We start from the raw sequence: 25,056 nt of genomic DNA, 5'->3' as shown, positions 1-25,056 counted from the left end.
CAGCGTGACAGGCAGTGCCGGCACCGTTACCCTCGCGTCACCGGCGGGGAGACCGGGTAGAAGGAGGGGAGCAATGAAGCGAAGGATCATTGGCGCCGCGCTGGTTGCAGCGCTGGCAGCGTGCGACGGTGGCTCGAATGTCGACGGATGGCGGGTCGATCTGGATGGCGATTCCGGCCCTCTAGCGCTTTCGGACCTAAGAGGCGACCAGCTCACGCTGCGCAGCTTCGGCCGGGAGGTGCATCTGGACGGGGTCGGTAGCGAGCAGGGACGCGTCGTGATGAGTGTGCCGGTCGGTTTCAATGGCCCGGAGAAGGACGACTACAAACCCTCGCTCTTCAATGTGCGCTGGAGCGACAGCGAGTACACCTGCGTCAACAATGAAGACAGCATTAGCATTTCCTTCTACGGCACGGACCCCGCGCGCGGGGTCTGGGAAGGTCAGCTGATCTGCAAGCGACCGGACGACAACACCGACGACGCCTTCCTGGTCTATTTCGACGGCGCCTTCAAGCAAACGCACTGAGCGCGGCGGAACGCGCGCGCTAACCAAGGCGATGACCGCGGCGCAACGCTCGCGCGAACGCGGTGGGCCCATTCCTTCGGCGCACCGAGCGCGCTTGATGATGCTTACGGCCCGGTCCTTTGACCGGCCGGCCGGTCATAGATCCGCGCCATCATTAGTCGCGCTTCGGCGCGCAGGCTGCGCAAGCCCTCGGCTTGGGCATCCAGGGCCTCGGCAGCGGCGGCGGTACGTCGTTCGCCGAAATCGTCGGCCAGCGTGCGCAGCGATCGGCGCGCATCGCCGTCGCGCACGGCGGCTGCCAGCCTATCCAGCGTATCCCGGCTCGCAGCCAATTGCGCCGCTCGCGCGCCACTCGACCAATCCAGCAGCCAATAGCGCAGATCGGATTCCACGCGCGCGGCGTTCGGCTGAAGCAACGATCCGGGATCCGGCGCGCCGCGGCTCGACAGGCGATTACGCGCCGCCCCCAGCCTGGCCTCTACCGCATCCAGTCGCTCCAATGCCGCGTCCAGCAGCTGCTGTGCGCGCTCGACCTGGCCGACCAGCAGAAAGGCCTCGGCCCCCGCAAGATGCGCGCGCAGCACATTCGGCTCGCGCGGGTCGCGCTCCATCAGCGGCCCCCAGAATCGCATAGCCGCTTCTGGCAGCTGCGCTTCCTCGGGCTCAAGCGGAGCGCGCTCGAAGCGGGTGGAACCGGAGCAGGCCCCCACATCGTGGGTGAAATGCTGCAATTCGAAGCAGCCGATAGCTCCGATCTTGAACATCGCGCGCAGCGCGGTTTCGGACCAACCCGCCTGACTCAGGCCTTGCACACGCTCGCGCCGCATATGCGCGCTCGGCCCCTGCAACACCGCCCAGCCGCGGCCCAGCAGCGCCGCTGCCGAGCGCGGACCGTCGAGGTTGATGCGGTTGAAGGCGGCCGCTGCCTCGCTGCCCTGACGCCGCTGCAGCATCTCGCTGCCCAGGACCAGATTGGCGCGATCGCGCAGTGCTCGACCCAATGGGCCGCGCGTATCACGCTGACCGATGATGTCGAAGACCGACAGCGCCTCGTCCCCACGCCCCGCCGCGTGCAGCGTCACTGCGTGGTTGAGCAGCATGAAGGCGAGCACCGGCTCGGCTGCGCCCTCCTCGTCCCAGATCTGAGAGACGCTCAGATGCGGGCCTTGGGCCAACACCTCACCGGCCGCAGCGGGATTGCCGGTCTCCAGCAGCGCCAGCGAAAGCCGGTCGAGAAAGTGCGGGTGCGCCTGTGGCTCGATCATCGGCTCCAAGGCGCGCAACACCTCGATGGCAGTTTCCGCTGCCCCGCGCTCGATATCGAGGGCAGCCAGATCAATGACGGCGTCGACCAGCCCGCTTTGCGACACCTGTCGCTTGCCGACGGCGCCAAGACCATCGACTGCCACGCCGCGCATGCCGAGCGTCAGCGCGCAGCGCGCCTGCGCAAGTTCGAGCCCCGGCGGCCGTGCCTCCAACGCTACACCGACGCCGCGAAGATGCTGCAGCCCTGCCAGCGCCGTGGCCGGCTCGCGGCAGAGCTGCTGCGCGTGAACGACATCGGGCGCCTCCAGCAGATCCTCGCGCAGAGACAGGCGCGTCGGCTGACCACCCAGCCCGAACCAGTCGATCACGCGCGTCATGAGCCCGGCTCCGCCTTCATCGCCCCAGATGCGCAGCTTGGGATCGCGATTGCGCAGCCCTGCGCCCGGCGCCAGTACCCGGATCAGCTGCTCGTCGCCGCGCAGCGTCAGGGGCTCGCGCTGGGTCGCTTCCGCCTCCCCCGGGCTGACGGTCTCGACCAGATATTCCCCCGGCCCCGGATGCACGTTCTGACCGAGCGGATGCGGCTGTGCCGCGACGCCCGCCTCATCGATGGTGTATTCGGCAATCGTTGCGCCGTTGGCATCCAGCAGGCGAACTTGCAAGCCGGCGAGATCCGCCGTTTCGGCGGCGCCGGCGAACCAGGCGATACGGTCGGGCGCCCGTGCGTACTCCGGCACAGGCAGATGCGGCAGCACCGCCGCCGTCAGTTCGTCGAAGCGCGCGTAGAGGTCCGCGTCATCGGCGACCGCGGCAAGCGGCGCAGCGAAGCCGAGGAACAGGAAGGCGGCGAGGCGACGAAGCGCCGGGATCATGGAATCGTGCATCCCGCGATGATAGCCGCCGCATCGCCAGCTCCGCGAGTCAGAAAAGCTCGACTGAGCCCGCCTGCAGATTCGCCTGCGACACCGGCTTGTGCATCGGCCGGCTCAGCTCCACCACCTTGGACTGCGCAGCGGCCTGTGCCACCCCGGCCTCGCTGCGACTGGCCGCCGGCCGGCTGACCGCACCGACATGCTCCGCCGTCTCGGTCAGGCGCAGCAAATGCTGGTCGGCCGCCCCCAGGGCCTGTGTCGCGATATCGTCGAACTGCAGCGCGCGCAGCGCCTCTCCGACCGCGCGTCCAACCTTCTGGCTGCCGGCTGTGGCCTGCTCGGCGGTGCGATCCAGTGCCTCGCGCACGGTGCGCACATGCCCGACCAGCGTCTCGGTCTGGCGCGTGGCTTCGGCGGAAAGGTCACCGTCGCGATCGACCATTTCCTCGACGGCCTCGCGCGCCGAAGCGATGGATTCGCGCGCTTCGGTAGCGAGCTTGCGGATCTGCTCGTTGAAATTGTTCGAGCGCTGCGACAGCGAGCGCACTTCCTCCGCCACCACCGCGAAACCGCGCCCGGCCTCACCCGCACGCGCCGCCTCGATGGCGGCATTCAGCGCCAGCAGATTGGTCTGGTCGGCAATGGACTTGACGTCCTCGAGTAGTACGAACATCTCGTCCAGGCGCTGAGCCATGGCGTCGATGCGCTCGACAGTCGCCTGCGAGCGGCGGCCGACCTCGGACAGCCGGCCGGCGAAGCCCTGCATCAGCGCCTGCGCTTCACTGGCGAAGCTGCTGACGCTAATGTCCTGCCCTTCCGGGCGAGCCAGACTCTGTACGAGTTGCTCCTGCTCGCGCGCCTGTCGAGCCATGTCCTGGAAGTTGCTGGTCAGCCCACCCACGGCCTCGCTCAGCAGTTCGCGCACGCGCGCGATCTCGCCGCGGGCACCGCCGATCTCGGCGTCGGCGCGCTCCCCCAGCTGGCTGAGCAACGCCGGCGCCTCGGAATCGCTTTCGGTGGCACGCATGGCCAGATACAACGCCACTCCCCAGGCGGCGAAGGCCGTCAGCGCCACCGGCACCGTGATCCAGACGGAGACCGGCAGCGGCTGCAGGGCAAGCGCTATCAGGGAGGCAACGACGGGAGCGGCGAAGTAACGGAGCATGGGAGATCTCATCGGGGAATCCTTACTTCGGGATATCGGCTGTCCGGACGGCGGCTTGAGGCCGCGCCGACGTTATCGGGACGAACGGTGCCGCGCAGATGACCGGCGATGGCGCCCAGCGGCAGCACCGCGTCGGCGGCGTCCAAGCGCACGGCCGCGCCAGGCATGCCCCAGACGACGCTGGTGGCTTCGTCCTGCGCCACGGTGTGCACACCGGCAGCGCGCAGCCGCGCCATGCCCTCGGCACCGTCGTTGCCCATGCCGGTCAGGAGCACTGCGGCGGCGCAGTCTTGCGCCAGCGGTACGACCGAGTCGAAGAGCACGTCCACCGATGGCCGGTGGCGGTTGACCGGAAGGCTTTCGTCGAGCTGCAGCGCGTAGCCGCCCGCCGCACGCGCCACGCGCATGTGCCAGCCGCCCGGCGCGACGTAGGCGTGCCCGGCCTGCAGCGCCTGACCGTCAACGGCATGGCGTACGAAGAGTGGACTGGTGCGATCCAGTCGTTCGGCGAAAGAAGCCGAGAAGGCGGCCGGAATGTGCTGCACGATGAGAACGGCCAGATCCGGTAGCGCCCATTCGGCAAGCAACTCGCGGATGGCCTCGGTGCCACCGGTAGAGGCTCCGATCAGGCACACCCGGCGCGCGCTGGCCACGGCTCCGGCGAACTTGCCGGGCGCCACCGGTGGTGCCTTGCGCATGCGCGGCCGGCTGCGTGCGGCCATCCGCAGCGCCGCGGCCAAGGATTCGGCCGCCGCGCGCAACGCCGCATCGTCGGTGCTGGCCGGCTTCTGCAGCACCTCCACGGCGCCGAGGGCGAAGGCCTGCAGCGTCGTTTGCGCGCCGCGCGCGGTCAGTGAGGAGAACATCACGACCGGCGTCGGCCGCAGCCGCATCAGGTTTTCGAGAAAGGCCAGACCGTTCATGCGTGGCATTTCGACGTCGAGCACCACCACTTGGGGGTCCAGTGCCTTGATCATTTCGCGCGCGGCATAGGCGTCGGCGGCTTCGCCGACCACCGCGATATCGGAATAGTCAGCCAGCAGCTCGCGCAACAGCGCGCGCATGGCCGCGGAGTCATCCACCAGCAGCACACGGATGGGCGCGCTCATCAGAACAGCTCCACGTCGGGGGCGGCCGGAGGGCCGCTGCGCCGCAGCCGCGATTCGCTATCGGCCAGCGCCACGCCGGCGGAAAGCGGCAGACGCTTGACTCGTGCCTCGCCGGTGGCGGGAAAGAAGAGCAACTTGCGCGGATGCGGACCGAGCAGATCCTCGCCCACCACCGGAATGCCTTCGATGGCCAGGAAACGACGCACGAAGGCCGCGTTCTTCTTGCCGACGTCGATGTTGGTCACCGCTGCCAACACTGCTCCGCCACCGAAGACCTTGGCGCGAAGGCTGTGCCGCTGCGCGCCCAGCGCCAGCATGGCGTTGATGAGCAACTCCATGGCGTGCACGCCGTAGCGCGCGCCGTCTCCGGTTTCGCTGTCGGGTAGCAGGAAATGGTTCATGCCGCCGATGCCCGGTCGCTCCGCATCGAAGAGACAGGCTGCCACGCAGCTCCCCAGCGTCGTCGCCAGCACCGGCTGGCCGGGGATGTCGCGCGCGGCGAGCGCGCGGTACTCGCCGGGCAGGATCTTGATGACCCGCGCGCCGAGCTGGCTGTCGACATAGCCCTCGGTGGCAGCCGCGCTCACGCCGCATTCCCCATGGCGCCGCGCACGGGTGCGTAGACAGTGCGTCCGCGAGAGGTCACAACATCGGCGGCGTGGAAGAAGCTCTCCGAATGGCCGGCGAAGAGCAGGCCGTCGTCGCGCAGCAGCGGCGCCATCTGCCGCAGCACACGGTGCTGCGTCGGCTTGTCGAAGTAGATCATGACGTTGCGACAGAAGATCGCGTCGAATGGCCCCTGCACCGGCCAGCGCGCATCCAGCAGATTGCAGCGATAGACGCGCACCAGCTTGTACAGTTCGGGCCGCATGCGCGCGAGCCCCGCGTTGCCATCTATGCCGCGTTGAAAGAAGCGCTTGCGCCGGGCTCCCGAAACATCCTCGATACGCGCCAGCGCATAAACACCGGCCGCCGCCTTCTGCAGGCAGGCCGTGTCGATGTCGCTGCCGATGATCTCTACCGGTGGATCGATGCGATCGAAGGCTTCGCAGGCCGCAATGGCCAGACTCCAGACTTCCTCGCCTGTCGAGGCGGCCGCGCACCAGATGCGCTGCTTGGCCGGCGCCCCAGGTCGCCGGAGATGCTCGGCCAGCATCTCGAAGTGATGCGCCTCGCGGAAGAAGCTCGTCAGATTGGTGGTCAGCGCGTTGACGAAGTCCTGCCAGTCGTCGTCGCTGCCCTTTCGCTCCAGACCGTCGAGATAGTCAGCCATGCGCCGATGCCCGCCGGCGCGCAGCAAGCGCGTCAGCCGCGAATAGGCCATGTCACGCTTGGCCTCGGCCAGGGCGATCCCTGCCCGCTCGTGGATCAGGCGCCGGATGCGCGTGAAGTCGCGCTCGCTGTACGCGAAGTCGCTCACCGGCGAGGCTCCGCGCGCTCCCCCGCCGAAGGCGGTATCGCACTGCTGCCGTCCAGGGCTGCGCCCCAGGCGGCAAAGCAGTAGCAGCAACCGAGAAGCGCAGTCAGCACGCCCACCCAAAGCGCCGGTTCCGGCATCGCGGCGCGCGACCTCAGAAGCTGGTCCATTGCTCGGCTCCCGCTCCGTCACTGGCCGCCGCGACTGCTGGCGCGTGCTGGCCATTGACCCCGCCGTTGCGGTTGGCGGCAAGCGCCGCAGCCGGCTTCGCCGGGACCGGCTCCCGCCGGACCGCGGGTTCGCTGATGGCCGGGGTGACTTCCTTGCGCACGCCCGAGCCCTTGGCGTGGCTCTCGACCTCTTCGACGACGCGGAACTGCTTGACCAGCTCCTCCATGGAGCCCGCCTGCTCTTCCATCGAGCGTGCCGCGGCCGAGGCCTCCTCGACCAGGGCGGCGTTCTGCTGAGTGACTTCGTCCATCTGCTGAATCGTCAGGCTGACCTGCTCGATGCCCGAGGACTGCTCGGCCGAGGCCGAGGTGATCTCGCCCATGATGTCGGTCACCCGCTTCACCGATGCCAGGATCTCGTCCATGGTCGTGCCAGCCTTGTTGACCAGCTCGGTGCCGCCCTTGATCTTGTCGACGGAAGTGGAGATCAGTTCCTTGATCTCCTTGGCCGCCGCTGCTGAGCGCTGTGCCAGATTGCGCACCTCGCCCGCCACCACCGCAAAGCCGCGGCCCTGCTCGCCGGCTCGCGCGGCCTCGACCGCGGCATTCAGCGCCAGAATGTTGGTCTGGAAGGCAATGCCGTCGATGACGCCGATGATATCGGAGATCTTCTTCGAGCTTTCGTTGATATCGCCCATGGTGGCGACCACCTGCTCAACCACCGTGCCGCCGCGCGAGGCCACCGTGGATGCGCTCTGCGCCTGCTCGTTGGCCTGCTGGGCGTTCTCGGCGTTCTGCTTGACGGTGGCGGTCAGCTCTTCCATCGAGGAAGCGGTTTCCTCCAGGCTCGCCGCCTGCTGCTCGGTACGCGAGGACAGATCGGAGTTACCAGCCGCGATCTCGCGCGCCGCAACATTGATGGATTCCGAGGCCTGCCGGATGGACACCACCATATCCGTGAGCTTCTCCATGGTGGCGTTTGCGTCGGCCTTGAGCTGCCCGAAAGTGCCCTCGTAATCGGCGGTGATGCGCTTGGTAAGATCGCCTTCGGCCATGCTGCCGAGGATCGTCAGCACCTCGTTGAAGGCTTTTTCGTTGGTATCCAGCAGCTCGTTCATGCCCTGCGCCAGCCGCTCGAAGAAGCCGGTCTTGCTGTCGAGCGAGACGCGCGTCGAGAAGTCGCCGCGCACCGCACCGTCTACGATGCCGCCGATCTCACGCTCCACAGCGTCCTCCAGCGTGCGATCGAGCCATTCGACCACCGTTCCGCGGCGCTCGCCGTTCTCGTCGCTGATGGGGTTCAGCGTCAGCGACAGAATGCGCCCGCCCACCCTGATCTGCGTGCTGAAAGTATCGCGCAGGCTCTCGATCACACGGATCTGATGCGCGGGGTTCTTGTGGAAGATATCGATGTTCGCGCCCATGACCTTGCGCACATCGAAGTGCGGCAGATCCTTGCGCAGGTCGGATTCCACCTCGCTGAGCATCGCCTCCAGTGAGTTGTTCATATAGATGATGTTGCGGTCGTTATCCGCGATCATCACATTCGTCGTGACGTTGTCCAGCGCGTTGCGCACGCGTAGGTTGTCCTCGGCGATGGCCTTCTCCTTCTCGGCGCGCTCGGCGATCTCCGCTTCGAGTTTCAGCTCAGCCGTGCGGTCCTTCCACTCCACGACCGTGCCGCTACGCGTGCCATCCGCCTCGAAGATGGGGCTGGCAATCAGGCCGAAGGTACGACCGCCGAGCTTGATCTCGGTACGGTAGGTGTCCTCCAGCGCTGCAAGCATCTTCTCCTGGTGCGCCGGATTCTTGTGGAAGCCGTCGATGCAGGCACCCATCAGCTTGGCGACGTCGAAGCTCGGGATGTCCTTGCGGATATCGCTCTCGGCCGCCTCCAGCATCTCCGTCACGGAGGGGTTCATGTAGATGATGCGGCGCTCGTTGTCCGCGATCATGACGTTGGTGGTCACGTTGTCGAGGGCGTAGCGCACACGCAGATTCTCGGAGGCGATCGCCTTCTCCTTCTCCGCACGCTCGGCGACCTCGGCCTGCAGCTTCAACTCCGCCGTGCGGTCCTGCCACTCCACGACGGTGCCGGCGCGCGAGCCGTCCGCGTCGAAGACCGGGCTGGCGATCAGCCCGAAGGTGCGTCCACCCAGCTTGATCTCGGTGCGATAGGTCGACTTCAGCGCCGCGAGCATCTTTTCCTGGTGACCCGGATCCTTGTGGAAGCCATCGATGCATGCCCCCATCAGGCCGTTGACCGAGAAGCTCGTAATCTCCTTGCGGATATCGGCCTCGGCCTCCTTCAGCATCTCCTTCACCGCCGGGTTCATGTAGACGATGCGCCGTTCGTTGTCGGCGATCATCACATTCGTCGTAACGTTCTCCAGCGCGTGCGAGACGCGCAGGTGCTGCGCGCTGGCCTGCATGCTGGCCGTGATGTCGATGGCGTACTTGACGACCTTGTAGGGCTTGCCGTCGGCGTCGCGTAGCGGGTTGTAGCTCGCCTCCAGCCAGACCTCGCTGCCGTCCTTGGCGAAGCGCCGATAACGCCCCGAAGCGCGCTCGCCGCGCCCGAGCGCCTCCCAGAAGGCGCGATAGGCCGGCGTCGCTGCCTCGGCGGGGTCAACCAGTGCGCGATGATGCTTGCCGCGCAGCTCGTCGAGCGTGAAGCCGAAGACATTCAGGAAGTTCTCGTTGGCGTCCAGCACGTGACCACCGAGATCGAACTCGATGACAGCCAGGGCCTCGCGTACCGCGGAGACCTGCGCCTCCAGTTCCGTAACGTGGTTGGTGTGCTGCTTCCCGAGACGGGAAAAGAGATTGTTCGGCTTGCTCATTGGGGTCTTCCTCGGGAAGGGTTACTGCTGAATGGCGTGGTCGATCAGCTGCATTTCGCGTGATCGCATGAGGCCCTCGATGTCGAGCAGGATCAGCATCCGATCCTCGACGGAGCCCAAACCGGTAATGAAGGCGGTATCGACAGTGCTGCCGAATTCGGGCGGATCGAAGATCTGATCGCTGCCCAGCGCCATGACGTCGGAAACGCGGTCGACGACTACCCCCACCACGCGCTCGGCGAGGTTGAGCACGATCATGACCGTGAAGGCGTCGTAATCAGCGCGCGACAGGTGAAACTTCAGCCGCAGGTCGATGACCGGCACGATGGTCCCGCGCAGATTGACGACACCCTTCAGAAATTCGGGCGCCTCGGGTATGCGCGTGACGGTGTCGTAGCCCCGGATCTCCTGGACCTTGAGGATGTCGACACCGTATTCCTCCTCACCCAGAACGAAGGTGAGGAACTCGCGGCTGGCGTTGCCGGCTTCGGCATCCTCGATGGCGCGCTCGGCCACGGCTTGTGCTTGCATGCGTTGCTCCATAGGTCAGGCCGCCTGCGCGCGGGACAACCCGCGCACGATGTCGGCGGCATCCAGAATCAGGGCCACCCGCCCGTCGCCGAGGATGGTGGCGCCCGCCACACCATCGACGCGGCGGAAGTTCGAGGCCAGAGATTTCACGACGGCCTGCTGCTGGCCGATCAAGGCATCCACGACCAGCGCCACACGCCGGCCCTCGGCCTCGACCAGCACGGCGATGGCCTCGGTCAGCGGCGGCTGCTCGCCGCCCACTCCGAAGCGGCTGCGCAGCTCGACGATGGGCACGAACTCGCCACGCATGCGCAGCAGGCTCGGCCGCCCGCCGACGCCCTCGATATCCGCCGGCTGCGGCTGCATCGACTCGATGACATCACCCAGCGGCAGCACGAAGATCTGGTCGCCCACCGCCACCTGCATGCCATCGACGATGGCCAGAGTCAGCGGCAGGCGCAGCGTCAGGCGCGTCCCGACACCGGCCTCCGATGCGATGTCCAGGCGCCCGGACAGCGCGCTGATGTTCTTGCGCACCACGTCCATGCCGACGCCGCGTCCGGAAACATCCGTGACCTCATCGGCGGTGGAGAAGCCGGGCTCGAAGATGAGCTGCCAGACCTCGGCATCGGTCGCCGGGTCCTGGTTGATGAGACCGCGGTCGCGCGCCTTGGCGAGGATGCGCTCGCGATTCAGGCCGGCACCATCGTCGGTGATCTCCAGCACTACCTGCCCCGATTCGTGGCGCGCGGCCAGCGACAGCGTGCCGGCGGCCGGCTTGCCGGCGGCGATGCGCACCTCGGGCTGCTCGATACCGTGATCCACGGCGTTGCGCAGCAGATGCGTCAGAGGATCGGCAAGACGCTCGATCAACCCCTTGTCGAGCTCGGTGGCCTCGCCCACCATCTGCAGCTTCACCTGCTTACCGAGCTTGCCGGCCAGGTCACGCACCATGCGCGGGAAGCGAGAAAAGACCGTACCCACCGGCATCATGCGCACGGCCATGACGGCCTCCTGCAGATGCCGCGTGTTGCGCTCGAGGTCGGACAAACCATTGAGCAGACGCTCGTGCTTTACCGGGTCGAGCCCGGCCGAATCCTGCGCGATGGCGGCCTGGGTGATGACCAGCTCGCCGACCAGATTGATGAGCGCGTCGACCTTGTCCACCGGCACGCGGATCGAGGACTGCTCGGCCTGTGCCACCGGCGGCGGCGCGGCAGCGGGCTTTGATGCCGGCGCTTCAACCGAGGCCGCGGCGACGGGTGCGACCTCCGCCGCTTCCGGCTCTTCGACGTGTTCGGCCTGCAACGGGACGACCTCCAGCGCGCAATCGTCCTCCACCCAGGCGAAGAGCTCGCGTACCGCCGCCTCCTGCGCTTCTCCGTGCAGGCGGATGCGCCAATCCAGATAGAGCTGGTCCGGCGTCAACTCAGCCAGCGCCGGCAGCGCCGAGATATCGCAGGCAACTTCGCAATTACCCAGCGTGCGCAGCTCGCGCAGGATGGCGATGGGGTCGTTGCCCGTCTTGAGCAAATGCGGCTCCGGCACGAAGCGGATATCCCAGCCCGCGGCGCCGGAAGCCTCGGGCGCTTCCGCGCGTGCAGTCGGCTCCGGCGCGCTCTGCAGCGCTTCCAGCGCAGCGAGCACCGGCGCCAGCGTGTCGTGATCCAGCGTCTCGCCTTCGCGGGCAGCAGCGACCTGCCGGCGCACGCAGTCGGTGGCCGACAGCAGAGCGTCGATCTCGGACGCGCCCAGTTCGCGGCTGCCGTTGCGCGCAGCGTCGAGCAGTGATTCCAGGTGATGCGTCACCTCGGCGATGTCCGGGAAGCCGAAGGTGGCGGCACCGCCCTTGATGGAATGCGCAGCGCGGAAGACGGCATGCAGCGTGTCCGTGTCGGCCTGACCGTTCTCCAGAGCCAGCAGCCCGGACTCCATCGTGGCCAGGCCTTCGTCGGCCTCGTCGAAGAAGGCCTCGCGGAAGCGGCTGACGTCAATCGCCATGACGCGCTTCGATGTCGTGACCGGCCGGGCGCATCACCCCAGGACCTTCCGTACCGTGTTGACCAGGTTCTCGGGTTCGAAGGGCTTGACGATCCAGCCCGTCGCGCCGGCGGCCTTGCCCTCGGACTTGCGCTCCATCGAGGACTCGGTGGTCAGCATCAGCATCGGCGTGTACTGGTAGTCCGGCAGGCCGCGCAGCGCCTTGATCATGGCGATGCCGTCCATATTCGGCATGTTGACGTCGGCCAACACCAGGTCGAAGCGCTGCTGCTCGGCGGCGCTCAGGCCCTCGGCGCCATCGCCCGCTTCGGAAACATCGAAGCCGGCGTCGCGCAGCGTGAAGGCGACCATCTGCCGCATGGAGGCGGAATCGTCGACAGTGAGGATGTGCGTCATGAGGCGGTCTCGTTGTGGATCTCGTCGTGGGTTGCGTCGGGCGCAACGATGGGCAGGGAGGCCGACAGACCGAGGCAGACAACGGCCTCGGCCAGAGGCGCTGAGGGCGCCTGCAGCGCACTGCTGCGGCCGGTCTCCGCGCGCTCGCGGAAAAGCGCGACCAGCAGCTGCAGACAGGCCGTGCTCACGCGCTCGACCGCGGAAGCGTCGAGCTGCAACGGCACCTCCAGTTCGCGCAGTCCGGCCAGACGGCCACGGAGTGCTTCCGCCTGCGCGATACCGCAGTCGGCGGGAAGGACCGAGAGCGAATCGGAAATCTCATGCGCCGGCGTTGTCTGCTCTGCCATCTCCGCTCCTTGGGCTACGGGCTCTGACGTCACCGCTTCTGAAGCAATTAACGGTCAGGAGCGGGCAAAACTGATGCCGCAACCGACTGGCGGTGCCTGTACGCGCATGAGTGGTTGCGGGGATCGACTGCGGTGCATCGACTCAGGCGCCACGGCCGGAAAGGCGACGGAACGCGGGCGCCCCCGGCAATCAGCGCGAGCTGCAGATGCCTACGTCGGCCGGCCGGCGCGCAGAGGGGATTCTCGGAACCGAGCGGACGAAGGCCATTCAGCCATGCCCGAAGTGCAGGAAGTCCAGGTCATCAGCCGATACATGAGCATCCTCGGGCACGTGATGCGCCTGCTCCTTCGGGGCTATCGCGCCGTGTCATTCCGGACGAAGCGCCTCGAGCACCGCGCAGGCCGAGAGGCCGAGCGCAGCGGCTTTGAAAACGCCCTCTCAGCCAAAGAGACTGTCGGGGTCCAGCTGCAGCACGATGCGCTCGGGCTGGCGCATTAGTGCCTTGACGTGCGCGGCATCGGCGCCCACTCGTGGCGGCGGCTCGGCGCGGTCGCCGTCGAAGCGCAATATCTCCTCGACGCTGTCGACCAGCAGCCCGATGACATCCTGCTTGTGCTCCAGAACGATGATGCGGGCAGCGATGCCCGGCGTCACTGCACCGCTGTCGATGAGCGCGGCGGCGTCGAAGACCGCCACCACCGCTCCCCGCAGGTTAGCCATGCCGACCAGCGTGGACGGGCCGTGCGGCACGGCCACCAGCTCCGGCGGCCGCACAATCTCGCGCACGCCGTGTACATCCACCGCGTAGTGCTGGGAACCGAGCCTGAAGACCACCCACTCCTGCATCGGCCCACCGACATGCGCCTCCTCCGGCTCGGGCACCGGCACCGACACCGCACCGGCTAGGCGCTCGGCGACGTCCGGTGCCAGCTGCGGCGGCCTTGGGGGCGTGCCAGATGGCGCCGAAGGCGCTTCCGGCGGAGCTTCCGGCGCCAGCATGCTGTCGAAATATTCCTGCAGATCGGCTCGGGGCATATCAGGCCGCCTCCGGCGTGGGCTGGTAAAGACGCTCGAAGAGCGCCTCATAGGTCGAGGTGGCGTGGCGATAGGGTGCAGCACTATTGAGCGTGCGCCCGTCGCGCGCGGCTTCGCGGATGCGGGTATCCATGGGCACGACGCCGCCGTCGAAGACGGCCGCGCCCCAGCGGCTCTTGAGCTGATCCAGAGTCTCGTGGCTGATCCTGACGCGGCGGTCCATCAGCGTCGGCAGCATCACCGGTTCCGGCACCTGCGCACCGGCCTTGCGCATCATCTCGACAGTGCGCATCAGGCCTTCCAGGCCGTGCAGGGCCAGCGGATCGGTCTGTACCGGTACGACCAGCGCATCGGCCGCAGCCAGCGCGTTGATCAGCAGCGTACCGAGCATGGGCGGCGTATCGATGATGATGGGGTCGAAGCGCTCGCGCAGGGCGGCCAGACCCTGGCTCAGGCGCCGACCCATGCCGTTGGCGCCATGCTGACGCTCGATGGCGGCCAGGCCGGCGCCGGCTCCCAGTACATGGATGCCGGGCACACTACAGCGCACCGGCACCGGCGTCTCGCCGCGCAACAGCGCCTGCGCGCCATCGTCGTCGGCGGCGCGCAGATAGTGTGTGGCCGAGGCGTGCGGATCGAGATCGATGAGCAGCACCGGCAGGCCGCGCTCGGCGGCGATGCCGGCCAGCGTGACGGCAGTGGTCGTCTTGCCGACCCCACCCTTCTGATTGGCGACGGTCCAGACGCTCATGAGCGCTCCCCCACTCGCGGCACCAGCACCGAGTCGTCACCGAGCACGATGATGGTGACGCGCCGGTTGCGGTTGCGGCCCTCGGCCGTGTCATTGCCGTCCACCGGCCGGTACGGGCCGAAACCGGCCAGCGTCATGCGCTCCGGCGCAACGCCGCCGCCGCGCAGCATGTGCACGACGCTGCCGGCCCGCGCGGCGGACAGCTCCCAGTTGGAGGGAAAGCGCGTGGTGGCGATGGGAAGATTGTCGGTATGGCCCTCGATGCGCAGCGGATAGGCGAACTCGGCCAGTACGCCGCTGATCTCGGCGATGATGCTCCGCGCCGGCCACGTCAGATCCGACGAGCCACTCGGGAACAGGATGTCGGCCTTGATCTCGATCTCCAGCCAGTCCTTGCCGCGATGCACACGCACCGAGCCCTCCGCGACAAGCTCGGCCAGCTTGCGCTCGATCTCGGCACCCAGCTCCGCGAGCTGCGGATCGACCTGCGGCTCGGTGGGCCGCTGCGGCGGCAGGCGCGACATCGGCAGATCGGCCTGGATGCCGGCCGGATGCGGTATCGGCCGGGTAATCGACATCAGATCGACGCTCTGCTCGCGCATGGCGCGACGCGGTGAGTGGTCGCCGATGTCGATGGGCTGCAGCGCGCGCGGCGGGCCGCCGAAGGCCACGACCATGGCGTCCGAGAGCACGCGCATCTTGCCCTCGTTGATGGAACTCACCGCGTACATCACCACGAAGAAGGCCAGCAGCAGCGTGATGAGGTCGCCATAGGGAATGGCCCAGGCCTCGTGGTTGACGTGATCCTCGTGCTTGACCTTGCGCGCCATGTCAGTGGGCCCTCTGCCCAAACCGTCTCCCTGAGGAAGAGGGGCTATTCCGCCGCTCCTCTATGCGGGGATATGAACGAAGGGCGATACACCAAAGCACCGAAGGAACATCGGATATCTTCCCGGCGTCTCTTTCGGAGGCAGAGGAGCTATTGCTCCCCCCTCCTCTCGGGGAAAAGGGCTGGGGAAGAGGGGGCATGAAGGCCGCTTCGGCTGGCATACGCATGACCGGCCCGCTAGTGCGTGAAGCCGCGCAGGCGCGCTTCGATGTTGCGCGGGTTGTCACCGCGCGCGATGCCGACGAGGCCTTCCACCGCAATCTCGCGCAACCGCGTACGGTCGGCTATGACGGATTTGAGTTTGGCCGCCGCAGGCAGGAAGAAGAGATTCGCCGCACCGATGCCGTAGATGGTGGCGACGAAGGCCGCGGCAATGCCGGCGCCGAGCTTGCTGGGATCGGCCAGATTCTGCATCACGGCCATCAGGCCCATGACCGCGCCCAGGATGCCCATGGTCGGCAGATAGATGCCGGCGCTCTCGTAGACCTTGGCCGCGGCCGTGTCGGCGTGCTCCCGCGCGTCGATCTCGACCTCCAGCGTGCTGCGCAGTACATCCGGCTCGGAACCATCAACGAGCAGCTGCAGCCCCTTCTGGACGAAGGCGTCCGACTGCGTTTCAACCGCTGGCTCCAGCGCCAGCAGCCCCTGCTTGCGAGCCAGATTGCTCCACTCGACCAGCTCGGCAATGAGGGCCTCGGCCGAGGTCGCCGGCGGCTTGAAGATCCACTTCAGGATGCCGCCGGCGTGCTTGAGGGTGGCCGGGGGCGTATGAATACAGATAGCAGCGAAGGCACCGACGAAGACGATCATGAAGGCGGCGCCGGAAAGCAGGGCGCCGGCCCCTGCGCCCTTGAGAATGCTGCCGCCGACCACCGCCACGGCGGCCAGCAGCAGACCGATGGGCGTGATCTTGTCCATCAGGCAGCTACCTGCCGGCGATTCCCGGCGCGCACCAGCGAGGCCGGGTCGAGCACCAGCGCGACCTCGCCCCGGCCGGTGACCGTGGCGCCGCTGTAGCCAGGAATACCACGCAGCTGGCGGGCCAACGGGCGCACCACGATGTCCTCGCGCCCGACGACGCTGTCGACCACCAGTCCCCAGCTGCGCTGCTCGACCACCACCTGCACGATCAGGCCCGGATGCACGGCCTCGTCGCCATCCATCCAGCCGCGCAGAAATCGCAGCGGCAGCACATCGCGCGCCATGGGCAGCTGCCAGCGCTGACCGACTTGCTCGATCTGCTCGGGGTCCAGCGCCGACAGCTCGCGCACCTCGGCCAGCGGCAACGCCAGCACATGGCTGCCCACCCGCACCATCAGCGAAGGCAGCACGGCCAGCGTCAGCGGCAGGCGCAGGCGGATGCGCGTGCCCTGCCCGACTTGCGATTCCAGTGTCACGCTGCCGCCCAGTTCCTGGATGCGGCTATTGACCACATCCATGCCAACGCCCCGGCCGGAGACATCCGACACCGCCTCGCGGGTGGAGAATCCGGGCGCGAAGATGAGCTTCTGCGCGGCTTCGGCCTCCATGGTGGCGGCTTCCTGGCTGGTGATGACGCCACGCTTGACGGCCACGGCCTTGACGGCCTCCGGATCAATGCCGGCGCCGTCGTCGGAAAGCAGAATCTCGATGTGGTCGCCGGCTTGGCGCGCGGCCACGCGCAGCGTCCCGGCGGCGGGCTTGCCAGCCGCTTGCCGCACCACCGGCTCCTCGATGCCGTGATCCAGGCTGTTGCGCACCAGATGCACCAGCGGATCGGCCATGGCATCGAGCATGTGCTTATCTAGCTCTGCCTCCTCGCCCTCAAGCTCGACGTTGACCTGCTTGCCAAGGCCACGCGCCAGCTCGCGCACCTGGCGCGGAATGCGTGAGAAGACGCGCCCCACCGGCTGCATGCGCACAGCCATGACGCTGCGCTGCAGCGCGCCGGTGACGTGATCCAGCTCTGCCACCGCGCGCCGCGCCGTCTGGTCGAGACCTTCCGGCTGCGCCTTCAGGCGATTGCGCACCAGCACCAGTTCTCCGACCAGATCCATGAGCTGATCCAGGCGCTTGGCCTCGACACGCACCGGTGCTTCGCGCGCGCCCGCGCCGCCTTCCTTGCTGCTCGGGGCCTTATCTGCGGCAGGCACGGCGGCCTTAGGCGCAGCCGGCGCGGCGGGAACTGCATCCGGCTGCGCCGACTCGGTGGCTGAAGCCTTTTCGTCGTCGGCGCCCGTCTGATCCTTGGCGCTCTTCCCCGGCGGTGCGCCACCGTGCAGTTCATCGAGCAGCGCCTCGAACTCGTCCTCGCTGATCTCCTCGGAATCGGTCTGCACGCCCTCGGGATGGCGGGCACGATGCAGCGCCTCGAAGACAGCCTCGGGCGCGGGGCTGACTTCGGTTTCGTTGGCCAGCGCGGTCAGCATGCCCTCAGCCTGCATCAGCGCCTGAGCCACCGCATCGATACCTTCGGCGCCCAACGCCAGCTTGCCGGCGCGCACCTCGGAGAGCAGATCCTCCGCCTTGTGGCAGAGATCGACCAGCGGCTGGACGCCGAGAAATCCGGCGCCACCCTTGACGGTATGAAAGGCGCGGAACATCCGGTTGAGCAGATCGGCATCCTCCGGCGCAGCCTCCAGCGCGCCGACGTCGGCGTTGGCCGCATCGACGAGGTCCTGCGCCTCGTTGAGGAAGTCGCTCAGCAGTTCCGGATCCATGCTCATTGGTCAGATCCCCAGCTCGGCCAGCAGGTCGTCGGCGTCGGCCTGCGAGCTGCGCGTGCCATCGACGCCCGGCACGGCCGGGCCGGTCGCGACTGTGCCGCTGTCCTGACCTTCGGCCAGCGCCTGCAGGCTGTGCTCGACACCCGCCATCAGCTGGCGCACACGCTTGAGGATCTGACCGGTGAGGTCCTGGTAGCCCTGCGCCAGAGCAAGGTCGTTAAAGATGCCGCGCAGCTCGGCGCAGGCCGTGGCGTGGTCGGGCGATGATTCCAGGCAGCTGACCAGCGCCCGCCCCTGCTCGACCAGATCCAGCGAGCGGTGCGCCGCCTGTTCGGTCAGCGCAGTGACGTGATCCAGCGACTGCACGGCCTCAGTGCCACCGGGCAGCGTGGCGTGGCCGGTCTGCGCAACGCTATCGGCAGCCTGCCCCGGCAACGCGTCCATGCGCGCGTGCAGCGCCGCCGCCAGCCGCCCGAGCCGACCGCGCAGATGCGCGCTGTCGAAGGCTGCCAGCGCCGCCAGCGCCTCGGCAGCGGCCTCGTGGTCGTCACGACCCAGCGCGGCCACCAGCGCCTCGGCCTGTGCGGCCAGCGCCCGATCCTGGGTGGGAAGGCCGCTCATCTCAGGCGGCCTGTTCCAGGCGCTCGAAGATCTTCTCGAGCTTTTCGCGCAGCGTCTGCGCGGTGAAGGGCTTGATGATGTAGCCGTTCACCCCGGCCTGCGCGGCCTCGATGATCTGGTCGCGCTTGCCCTCGGCAGTGACCATCAGCACCGGCAGGTGCTTCAGCGTCGCGTCGCCGCGGATGGCCTTGAGCAGGTCGATGCCGGTGACACCCGGCATATTCCAGTCGGTGACGACGAAGTCGATTTCCTGACTCTTCAGGGTCGTCAGCGCCGTGCTGCCGTCGTCGGCCTCGGTGATGTCCTTGAAGCCGAGATCCTGCAACAGGTTGCGGATGATGCGGCGCATGGTCGAGAAGTCGTCGACAACCAGCATGCGGAGATTGGTATTCATGGCAGGCCTCGCTGTGGGCTTAGAGCCAGGCCGTCAGTCGCCCGCGTAAACGGGCTACGGCCTGGGCATGGATCTGGCAGACCCGGGATTCGGTGACGCCGAGCACGCCGCCGATTTCCCGAAGATTGAGGGACTCGTCGTAGTACAGGCCCATAACCTGACGTTCGCGCTCGGGGAGCCGATCAATGGCTTCGGTAAGGGCGTGACGGAAGCCGGCGCCGGCAAGTTGCTCCAGCGCATCCGGGCTGTCGGCGTCGGGAACATCCGGCGGCGCGTCGTCCTCTGCGCTCAGGCCTTCAAGCGACAGCAGCGGCCCGCGCGCAGCGGCGTCGGCCATGGCGTGGTACTCGGCGAGCGGCACGCCCAGCTCGGCGGCGATCTCGGTCTCGGTCGCCGCGCGCCCGCTACGCCCTTCCACCGCGCGCACAGCCCGAGAGATGGCGCGAGCGTTTCGATGCACGGAGCGCGGCATCCAGTCGCCCCGGCGCAGCTCGTCGAGCATGGCACCGCGGATGCGCGTGCCGGCGAAGGTCGCGAAGCTGGCGCCGCCGTCGGATTTGTAGTGGCGCGCGGCTTCGATCAGGCCTATCTGACCGGCCTGGATGAGATCATCCACATCCACCGAATCGGGCAGCCGCGCGCTCAGATGCCAGGCGATGCGCCGCACCAGCTCCTGATGCTCGGCGACCAGCGCGTTCACCGAAGTGCCCGCATTGGCCTCGTAGGCCGCGGCCGGAATCATGCCGTCGCACCTCCGGCCACCATGCGCTCGACGAAGAACTCGGTATCGCCGCGCGCACCCTTCGGCAGCGGCCATTTCAGCGCGCGCGCCGCCAGCTCGCGGAAGGCTGCCGCCGACGGCGAGCCCGGATAGGCCTCGGCGACGGCGCGCTGGCGCTGCACGGCGCGGCGCAGGAAGTCGTCGTAAGGCACGTGGCCGAGATAGTCGATGTGCACATCCAGAAAGCGCGCAGCCACCCGCTTGAGATTCTCGTAGACGTCGAATCCCTCGGGCGCGCTCTTCACCATGTTCGCCACCACGTGCACGCGCGCCACGCCGTGCTCGCGCGACAGCACCTTGATCAGGGCATAGGCGTCGGTCAGCGAGGCCGGCTCGTTGCAGGCCACGATGACGACCTCCTGCGCGGCGCGCGAGAAGGTGACCACGCTGTCGGAGATGCCGGCGGCGGTGTCTATGACCAGACAATCCAGCGGCCGCGTCAGCGAGGAAAAGGCATTGACCAGCCCAACGTGCTCGGCGTGGGCAAGATCGGCCATGCGCTGCTTGCCGGAAGCCGCCGGCACGATGGCCAGCCCCATTGGACCTTCCAGCAATGCCTCGTCGAGGCTACAGTGCCCGCCGACGACGTGCATCAGGTTGAAGTGCGGCTGCAGGCCAAGCAGCACGTCGACATTGCCCATGCCGAGATCGGCGTCGAGCAGCATGGTCTGCTTGTCCGCCAGCTGCAGCGCCAGGGCCAGATTCACGGCGACGTTGGTCTTGCCGACGCCGCCCTTGCCGCTGGCGATGGCGATGACGCGAACGGGGCCGTGCTGTGCGTCGGCGAGACCAGCGGCCTGGCCCGGAATGGAATCATGCATGGGTGCCCTCCCGAAGGGCTTGTTGCTCGGAGAATTCCTGCTGCTGGGCGGCACGCGCCTGGCGTGCAGCGCGCAGAACGACCTCGCCGGCGTCGACGCGGTGCAGGTCGCGCGGCACGGCCTGGCCGTCGGCCAGCCAGGCCAGCGGCGTGCGCGTGCCGATCAGCGCCGACAGCGCGCCACCGAAGCGGCTGCACTCGTCGATCTTGGTGAGCGCCGCCGCCACCGGCGCTGCCGGGGCGAAACGGGCGATGGCGCCGAGCAGGTCCTCGCGCTGCACATTGGCGGGCAGCACCAGCAATGTCTGCAGCGGCTGCGGGCCTTCCTTCATCGCCGCCAGCCGCGGCAGCAGCGCCGCCAGCTTGCTGTCGGCCGGGCCGGTACCGGCGCAGTCGACGAAGACGTGCCGGCAATCGGCGCAATCCGCCAGCGCCGTCGCCAGCTCGTCGGCGCCGCGCACAATGCGCAGCGGCACACCCAGGAGCCGGGCATAGACGCCGATCTGCGCCTCTGCGCCGGCGCGGTGGCCATCCATGCTGATCAGCGTAACCTCGCGCGCACCGTCGGCGGCGACGGCGCGCGCGGCCAGCTTGGCCAGCGTCGTCGTCTTGCCGGCGCCGGTGGGGCCGATCAGCGCCAGCCGCGTGGGCGCGCTGTAGAAAGCCGCCCCCGGCACGCGCAGTCGGCGCGCCAACAGCGCCAGCGGCAGATTGCGCTGGCGCGGACCGGCGGCCTGCTCGGGAATATGTGCCGCGATCTCGCGCGCCAGACCGCTGTCGATGCCCAGCGCCTCCAGGTTGCGCAGGGCCCGCGCCCGCTGCGGATGCGCGCGCAGGGTGGCGTCGGTCTGCTGCTCGAGGCTGGTCGACAGCATGCGGCGCACGTCGGCGAGCTCGCGCTGCAGCCTTTGCAGTTGCGGATCCTGCTCCCAGACCCCGGGTGCAGGGCGGGATGCCGCCTCGTCCTGCGGCTGCGCCTGCGTCGAAGCGGGATGCGCCGGCTCGGCCGCGCCGCTCTGTCGGCGCACTGCCTGCTGCAGCAAGGCCGCGTCATAGTCGATGGCGGCGACCAGCTCGATGCCGCCGTCGCGGGATTCGCTGCCCAGGATCACCGCGTCGGCTCCCTGATCGGCGCGTACGCGGCGCATGGCTTCGCGCATGGTCGGTGCGAAATAGCGCTTGATCTTCACGTGGCTCTCTCTCCGCTTTATTCAACCGTCCCGGCAAGTCGCAGCCGGGTCGTGTCGGGAATCTCGTCAAAGGCCAGCACGTGAGCGCTGGGTACGGCGGCGCGCACGAAGCGCGCCAGGGTCGGACGCAGCGCCGGCGGCACCAGCAGCACGACCGGATCACCGCTTGCTTCCTGACGTTCGGCGTGCGTGCCGATGGCCTGCTGCAGTCGTTCCGCCAAACCCGGCTCCAAGGCGTTGTTCCCGGCGCCGTCCTGCAACAGGCGTTCCAGCGCCGGCGCCAGACTGAGCACGGGCAGATCATCGGTACCTCCGGAGATGGTCTGTACGATCTGGCGGCCCACCGCGGCGCGCACGGCCGCGAGCAGCGCCTGCGGATCGGTGGTCCCGGCAGAAGCGCGCTCGGCCATGGCGCCGATGATGGCGCGCAGGTTCTTCAGCGAAACCTTCTCGGCGAGCAGCGCCTGCAGCACACGCGTGACAGTGGCCAGCGGCAGCGTCTTCGGCACCAGGTCCTCGACCATCTTCGGCGAGCTGCGTGCCAGCACGTCGAGCAGATGCTGGGTCTCGTCCGGGCCCAGCACCTCGTGCGCGTGGTTCTGCACGATGTGCGAGATGTGCGTGGCTACCACCGTAGCCGGGTCGACGACCGTGTAGCCGTTGGCCTGCGCCTGAGCGCGCGTCTCGGCCTCGATCCACAGCGCCGGCATGCCGAAGGTCGGGTCCTTGGTGGCGTGCCCCTCGACGCGCGCAATGACATTGCCGGGGTCCAGCGCCAGCCAGCGTTCCGGCATGACCTCGCCGTGGCCGACGACGGCGCCACCGATCAGGATGCGGTACTGGGCCGGCTCCATGCTCAGGTTGTCGCGCACGTGTACCTGCGGCACCAGGAACCCCAGCTCGTCGGAAAGCCGACGCCGCACACCGCGGATGCGCCCCATCAACTCGCCGCCGGCCTTGTCGTCGGCCAGCGGCACCAGGCGGTAGCCGATCTCCAGCGCCAGCGCGTCGGCTGGCGCCATATCTTCCCAGCTCAGATCGCGCTTGGCCTCGGTCTCGGGCGCAGCGTCCTCGGCAGCCTGTTCGACCGCTTCGGCGGCGCGGCGGGTCTGGATCAGCCAGGCCGCGCCCAGCGCGACGCCGCCCAGCAGCAGAAAAACCACGTTCGGCATGCCGGGCACAAAGCCCAGCGCCGTCAGCAGACCGCCGGTGACCAGCAAGGCGCGCGGATCGCCGAAGAGCTGGCCGCGCACGGAAGCACCCATGGCCTGCGAGCGCGACAGGCGCGTCACCAGGATGGCCACCGCCGTCGCCAGCAGCAGAGCCGGAATCTGCGCCACCAGGCCGTCGCCGATGGTCAGCAGCGTGTAGCGCGATCCGGCCTCGCCGGCCGACAGGCCGTGGCTCGCCATGCCGATGGCGAAGCCGCCGATGAGATTGACGGCCAGAATCAAGATGCCTGCGATGGCGTCGCCGCGTACGAACTTGCTGGCGCCGTCCATGGCACCGTAGAAGTCGGTCTCCTCGCGCAGCTCCTCGCGCCGGGCGCTCGCCTCTTCACGCGTCAGCGTGCCGGCGTTGAGGTCAGCGTCGATGGCCATCTGGCGACCAGGGAGCGCGTCCAGCATGAAGCGCGCCGAGACTTCCGAGACGCGGCCGGCGCCCTTGGTGATGACCACGAAGTTGACGATGGTGAGAATCAGAAACACGGCGATGCCGACGCCGTAGTTGCCGCCCACCACGAAGGAACCGAAGGCCTCGATGACCTTGCCCGCCGCGTCACCGCCCTCGTGACCGTTGAGCAGCACGACGCGCGTCGACGCCACATTCAGCGCCAGGCGCAGAAGGGTGGCCAGCAGCAGGATGGTCGGGAAGACGCTGAAGTCCAGCGGCCGCATCACGTAGACCACGCCCAGGACCACCATCAGCGAGACGGCGATGTTGAAGGTGAAGAGCAGATCCAGCACAAAGGGCGGCAGCGGCAGCACCACCATTGCCAGCATGGTCATCAGCAGCAGCGGCGCCGCGGCGGCGGCCAAGGGCACTCCGCGCAGGCGGTCGCCCCAGCCCGGGCCAGCGGTTTCAGTCAGGGCGTTGCTCATGTCAGCGGCGCCCCGAGCGCGTCATCGACCGCCGGATTCGGTTTCTCCGGCTGATCTCCGGGAGTCGCCGCGCGCAGGCGGTAGACCCACGTAAGCACTTCGGCAACTGCGGCGAAGAGCCCGGGCGGAATGCGCTCGCCGACCTCGGTGGCCCGGTACAGCGCACGCGCCAGCGGTGCGGCCTGCAGCATCGGCACGTGGTGCTCGGCGGCGATGCTGCGGATATGCGCGGCGACCTCGCCGGCGCCCTTGGCGACGACCTCCGGTGCATCCATGGAACCGGCGTCGTAGCGCAGCGCGACGGCGACGTGGATGGGGTTGAGCACCACTACATCGGCCTCAGGTACGGCCTCCATCATGCGCCCGCGCGCGGCCTCGGCCTGCAGCTGGCGCTGGCGCTGCTTGATCTCGGGTTTGCCGTCGGTGTCCTTGGCCTCGCGCTTGACCTCTTCGCGCGTCATGCGCATCTGGCGCCGATGGTTGAAGAGCTGCCAGGGCGCGTCGATGGCAGCGATGATGAGCAACGAGAATGCGCCGGCGGCGAAGACCGCGAGCAGGATGCCGCCTGCCGCGCCGAAGCCGGCGGCCGCGTCCATGCGCGGCAGGCGGGCGATGTCCTCGCGCATCAGCCAGATGACGGTGAAGCTCAGCCCCGCCACCAGAAGGAACTTGAGCAGAGTCTTGCTGATCTCCACCCAGGCGTTGAGACCGAAGATACGCTTGAAGCCCTTGACCGGGTCCAGCCGCTCGCCCTTGGGCACCAGCGCCTTGGCGCTGAGGTTCCAGCCGCCAAGCACCAGCGTACCGCCGACACCGGCGACGATGACGATAGCCAGCCAGGGCAGCAGCACGACACCGGCGTGCACGGCGAGATCGCCGGCCGCTATCAGCATGTCGTCATGCTGTGTCCCGGCCTGGCGCATGGCGTGGGCGAACCATCCCGCGAAGTCGCGCAGCAGCACGTCGCCCATCGACCAGGCCGACAGCGCGGCGGCCACCGCAATCAGCGCACCGGGCAGCTCCCGCGAGCGGGCAAGCTGGCCTTCCTCGCGGGCCTGTTCGAGGCGGCGCGGGGTTGCTGCTTCGGTTTTCTCCTGACCGCTCTCGTTCTCGGCCATGCCGGG

At 68.2% G+C, this 25,056-nt stretch carries 23 protein-coding genes; 1 reads left to right on the top strand and 22 read right to left on the bottom strand.

Features of this window, described 5'->3' with window-relative positions; all coding sequences use genetic code 11:
* Positions 1–73 precede the first annotated feature (73 nt).
* Positions 74–526, top strand: coding sequence for a hypothetical protein (locus U743_RS04450; RefSeq protein WP_043765811.1), 453 nt, complete (start codon positions 74–76; stop codon positions 524–526).
* Positions 527–630: 104 nt separating this feature from the next.
* Here U743_RS04450 and U743_RS04445 read toward each other — a convergent pair whose 3' ends face one another.
* The 22 genes from U743_RS04445 to flhB form a co-directional block, all read right to left on the bottom strand.
* Positions 631–2,664 (bottom strand): hypothetical protein, encoded by a 2,034-nt coding sequence (locus U743_RS04445; protein WP_156966329.1) that lies wholly within the window; start codon positions 2,662–2,664, stop codon positions 631–633.
* Positions 2,665–2,713: 49 nt separating this feature from the next.
* Entirely contained in the window at positions 2,714–3,841 is a 1,128-nt protein-coding gene (locus tag U743_RS04440) for a methyl-accepting chemotaxis protein (protein ID WP_043765805.1), read from the bottom strand.
* Positions 3,838–4,938, bottom strand: a complete 1,101-nt coding sequence (locus U743_RS04435) for a protein-glutamate methylesterase/protein-glutamine glutaminase (RefSeq protein ID WP_084191358.1) — start codon at positions 4,936–4,938, stop codon at positions 3,838–3,840. The genes U743_RS04440 and U743_RS04435 overlap by 4 nt, the downstream gene beginning before the upstream one ends.
* Positions 4,938–5,525 carry a hypothetical protein gene (locus tag U743_RS04430; RefSeq protein ID WP_043765802.1) on the bottom strand — a complete coding sequence of 196 codons (588 nt, stop codon included), beginning with the start codon at positions 5,523–5,525 and terminating at the stop codon, positions 4,938–4,940. The genes U743_RS04435 and U743_RS04430 overlap by 1 nt, the downstream gene beginning before the upstream one ends.
* A complete protein-coding gene (locus tag U743_RS04425) occupies positions 5,522–6,358 on the bottom strand; it encodes a CheR family methyltransferase (protein ID WP_043765799.1) in 837 nt (278 codons plus the stop codon). The genes U743_RS04430 and U743_RS04425 overlap by 4 nt, the downstream gene beginning before the upstream one ends.
* A gap of 151 nt (positions 6,359–6,509) precedes the next feature.
* On the bottom strand, positions 6,510–9,368 hold the full coding sequence (locus U743_RS19630) for a methyl-accepting chemotaxis protein (RefSeq protein ID WP_052367522.1): 2,859 nt from the start codon (positions 9,366–9,368) through the stop codon (positions 6,510–6,512).
* A gap of 21 nt (positions 9,369–9,389) precedes the next feature.
* Positions 9,390–9,899, bottom strand: a complete 510-nt coding sequence (locus U743_RS04415; RefSeq protein ID WP_156966328.1) for a chemotaxis protein CheW — start codon at positions 9,897–9,899, stop codon at positions 9,390–9,392.
* A gap of 15 nt (positions 9,900–9,914) precedes the next feature.
* Positions 9,915–11,900 (bottom strand): chemotaxis protein CheA, encoded by a 1,986-nt coding sequence (locus U743_RS04410; RefSeq protein ID WP_043765793.1) that lies wholly within the window; start codon positions 11,898–11,900, stop codon positions 9,915–9,917.
* Between the two features lie 33 nt (positions 11,901–11,933).
* The gene (locus U743_RS04405; RefSeq protein WP_043765791.1) at positions 11,934–12,296 is read right to left on the bottom strand and encodes a response regulator; all 363 of its coding nucleotides are present in this window, start codon (positions 12,294–12,296) and stop codon (positions 11,934–11,936) included.
* Positions 12,293–12,643, bottom strand: coding sequence for an STAS domain-containing protein (locus U743_RS04400; RefSeq protein WP_052367520.1), 351 nt, complete (start codon positions 12,641–12,643; stop codon positions 12,293–12,295). Before U743_RS04400 ends, U743_RS04405 begins: the two co-directional genes overlap by 4 nt.
* A 439-nt stretch (positions 12,644–13,082) precedes the next feature.
* A complete protein-coding gene (locus tag U743_RS04395) occupies positions 13,083–13,679 on the bottom strand; it encodes a chemotaxis protein CheW (RefSeq protein WP_043765789.1) in 597 nt (198 codons plus the stop codon).
* Position 13,680: 1 nt separating this feature from the next.
* Entirely contained in the window at positions 13,681–14,430 is a 750-nt protein-coding gene (locus U743_RS04390) for a ParA family protein (protein ID WP_043765787.1), read from the bottom strand.
* On the bottom strand, positions 14,427–15,260 hold the full coding sequence (motD, locus tag U743_RS04385; protein ID WP_052367519.1) for a flagellar motor protein MotD: 834 nt from the start codon (positions 15,258–15,260) through the stop codon (positions 14,427–14,429). Before motD ends, U743_RS04390 begins: the two co-directional genes overlap by 4 nt.
* A gap of 236 nt (positions 15,261–15,496) precedes the next feature.
* Complete coding sequence (locus U743_RS04380) at positions 15,497–16,237, bottom strand: flagellar motor protein (RefSeq protein WP_043765785.1); 741 nt, start codon at positions 16,235–16,237, stop codon at positions 15,497–15,499.
* Positions 16,237–18,024: a chemotaxis protein CheA gene (locus U743_RS04375; RefSeq protein ID WP_052367518.1), complete on the bottom strand. Its 1,788-nt coding sequence runs from the start codon at positions 18,022–18,024 to the stop codon at positions 16,237–16,239. Before U743_RS04375 ends, U743_RS04380 begins: the two co-directional genes overlap by 1 nt.
* 3 nt (positions 18,025–18,027) lie before the next feature.
* Positions 18,028–18,645 carry a protein phosphatase CheZ gene (locus tag U743_RS17930; RefSeq protein ID WP_052367517.1) on the bottom strand — a complete coding sequence of 206 codons (618 nt, stop codon included), beginning with the start codon at positions 18,643–18,645 and terminating at the stop codon, positions 18,028–18,030.
* 1 nt (position 18,646) lies between these two features.
* The gene (locus tag U743_RS04365) at positions 18,647–19,039 is read right to left on the bottom strand and encodes a chemotaxis response regulator CheY (RefSeq protein WP_043765783.1); all 393 of its coding nucleotides are present in this window, start codon (positions 19,037–19,039) and stop codon (positions 18,647–18,649) included.
* Between the two features lie 19 nt (positions 19,040–19,058).
* Entirely contained in the window at positions 19,059–19,781 is a 723-nt protein-coding gene (locus U743_RS04360) for an RNA polymerase sigma factor FliA (protein WP_043765781.1), read from the bottom strand.
* Positions 19,778–20,641 (bottom strand): MinD/ParA family protein, encoded by an 864-nt coding sequence (locus U743_RS04355; protein ID WP_043765779.1) that lies wholly within the window; start codon positions 20,639–20,641, stop codon positions 19,778–19,780. The genes U743_RS04360 and U743_RS04355 overlap by 4 nt, the downstream gene beginning before the upstream one ends.
* Positions 20,634–21,830 (bottom strand): flagellar biosynthesis protein FlhF, encoded by a 1,197-nt coding sequence (flhF, locus tag U743_RS04350; protein ID WP_052367516.1) that lies wholly within the window; start codon positions 21,828–21,830, stop codon positions 20,634–20,636. The genes U743_RS04355 and flhF overlap by 8 nt, the downstream gene beginning before the upstream one ends.
* 17 nt (positions 21,831–21,847) lie before the next feature.
* Complete coding sequence (flhA, locus tag U743_RS04345; RefSeq protein ID WP_084191356.1) at positions 21,848–23,932, bottom strand: flagellar biosynthesis protein FlhA; 2,085 nt, start codon at positions 23,930–23,932, stop codon at positions 21,848–21,850.
* Complete coding sequence (flhB, locus tag U743_RS04340) at positions 23,929–25,050, bottom strand: flagellar biosynthesis protein FlhB (RefSeq protein WP_043765777.1); 1,122 nt, start codon at positions 25,048–25,050, stop codon at positions 23,929–23,931. Before flhB ends, flhA begins: the two co-directional genes overlap by 4 nt.
* Positions 25,051–25,056 lie beyond the last annotated feature (6 nt).

The organism is Algiphilus aromaticivorans DG1253 (assembly GCF_000733765.1).
In the GTDB taxonomy this organism is placed as follows: domain Bacteria; phylum Pseudomonadota; class Gammaproteobacteria; order Nevskiales; family Nevskiaceae; genus Algiphilus; species Algiphilus aromaticivorans.
Note: the sequence above shows the minus strand (reverse complement) of the source record. Positions and strands in the feature narration are given on the sequence as shown.

Excerpts from the sequence above, each read along its gene's own strand:
- U743_RS04450 (WP_043765811.1), top strand. The coding sequence starts at position 74 with ATGAAGCGAAGGATCATTGGCGCCGCGCTGGTTGCAGCGCTGGCAGCG.
- U743_RS04445 (WP_156966329.1), bottom strand. The coding sequence starts at position 2,664 with ATGATCCCGGCGCTTCGTCGCCTCGCCGCCTTCCTGTTCCTCGGCTTC.
- U743_RS04440 (WP_043765805.1), bottom strand. The coding sequence starts at position 3,841 with ATGAGATCTCCCATGCTCCGTTACTTCGCCGCTCCCGTCGTTGCCTCC.
- U743_RS04435 (WP_084191358.1), bottom strand. The coding sequence starts at position 4,938 with ATGAGCGCGCCCATCCGTGTGCTGCTGGTGGATGACTCCGCGGCCATG.
- U743_RS19630 (WP_052367522.1), bottom strand. The coding sequence starts at position 9,368 with ATGAGCAAGCCGAACAATCTCTTTTCCCGTCTCGGGAAGCAGCACACC.
- U743_RS04415 (WP_156966328.1), bottom strand. The coding sequence starts at position 9,899 with ATGCAAGCACAAGCCGTGGCCGAGCGCGCCATCGAGGATGCCGAAGCC.
- U743_RS04410 (WP_043765793.1), bottom strand. The coding sequence starts at position 11,900 with ATGGCGATTGACGTCAGCCGCTTCCGCGAGGCCTTCTTCGACGAGGCC.
- U743_RS04405 (WP_043765791.1), bottom strand. The coding sequence starts at position 12,296 with ATGACGCACATCCTCACTGTCGACGATTCCGCCTCCATGCGGCAGATG.
- U743_RS04400 (WP_052367520.1), bottom strand. The coding sequence starts at position 12,643 with ATGGCAGAGCAGACAACGCCGGCGCATGAGATTTCCGATTCGCTCTCG.
- U743_RS04395 (WP_043765789.1), bottom strand. The coding sequence starts at position 13,679 with ATGCCCCGAGCCGATCTGCAGGAATATTTCGACAGCATGCTGGCGCCG.
- U743_RS04390 (WP_043765787.1), bottom strand. The coding sequence starts at position 14,430 with ATGAGCGTCTGGACCGTCGCCAATCAGAAGGGTGGGGTCGGCAAGACG.
- motD (WP_052367519.1), bottom strand. The coding sequence starts at position 15,260 with ATGGCGCGCAAGGTCAAGCACGAGGATCACGTCAACCACGAGGCCTGG.
- U743_RS04380 (WP_043765785.1), bottom strand. The coding sequence starts at position 16,237 with ATGGACAAGATCACGCCCATCGGTCTGCTGCTGGCCGCCGTGGCGGTG.
- U743_RS04375 (WP_052367518.1), bottom strand. The coding sequence starts at position 18,024 with ATGAGCATGGATCCGGAACTGCTGAGCGACTTCCTCAACGAGGCGCAG.
- U743_RS17930 (WP_052367517.1), bottom strand. The coding sequence starts at position 18,645 with ATGAGCGGCCTTCCCACCCAGGATCGGGCGCTGGCCGCACAGGCCGAG.
- U743_RS04365 (WP_043765783.1), bottom strand. The coding sequence starts at position 19,039 with ATGAATACCAATCTCCGCATGCTGGTTGTCGACGACTTCTCGACCATG.
- U743_RS04360 (WP_043765781.1), bottom strand. The coding sequence starts at position 19,781 with ATGATTCCGGCCGCGGCCTACGAGGCCAATGCGGGCACTTCGGTGAAC.
- U743_RS04355 (WP_043765779.1), bottom strand. The coding sequence starts at position 20,641 with ATGCATGATTCCATTCCGGGCCAGGCCGCTGGTCTCGCCGACGCACAG.
- flhA (WP_084191356.1), bottom strand. The coding sequence starts at position 23,932 with ATGAGCAACGCCCTGACTGAAACCGCTGGCCCGGGCTGGGGCGACCGC.
- flhB (WP_043765777.1), bottom strand. The coding sequence starts at position 25,050 with ATGGCCGAGAACGAGAGCGGTCAGGAGAAAACCGAAGCAGCAACCCCG.